The sequence below is a fragment of the Hungatella sp. SL.1.14 genome (assembly GCF_024460495.1).
Lineage (GTDB): Bacteria > Bacillota > Clostridia > Lachnospirales > Lachnospiraceae > Hungatella > Hungatella hathewayi.
Map to the genome: position 1 here is coordinate 1 of NZ_JANFYJ010000229.1, position 317 is coordinate 317.

Annotated in this window: 1 protein-coding gene; it reads left to right on the forward strand. The window is 48.6% G+C overall.

What is annotated here, in order from left to right:
- Nucleotides 1-317: phosphate acyltransferase (locus NE473_RS30790; RefSeq protein WP_256265614.1), on the forward strand; the 317-nt coding region annotated here is incomplete at both ends.

The following is a 317-nucleotide window of genomic DNA, read 5'->3' on the forward strand; positions in this document are numbered from 1 at the left end:
CAGGCGGCGTATGAAACGGCCGAAGAGGGATATATCATACCTGTCTTTATTCGTCATACAGATGAGCTTAAGAGTCTGGCGCGGGCCCGGGGATATAAAGAAGATAAATTTGTTTTTGTGGATCTGGATGACGAAGAGAAAAAAAGTGAAACAGTAAATAAATATCTCTCTTTACCCGATATGCTGATGAAAGAGAAGGCACTTCGCCGACGCATGCAGGACCCGCTTTATTATGCCATGGCGATGCTGGCAGCCGGTGAAGCCGGGGTGGCTTTTGCAGGAATTGACTATCCGACAGGGGATGTGCTGCTGGCAGG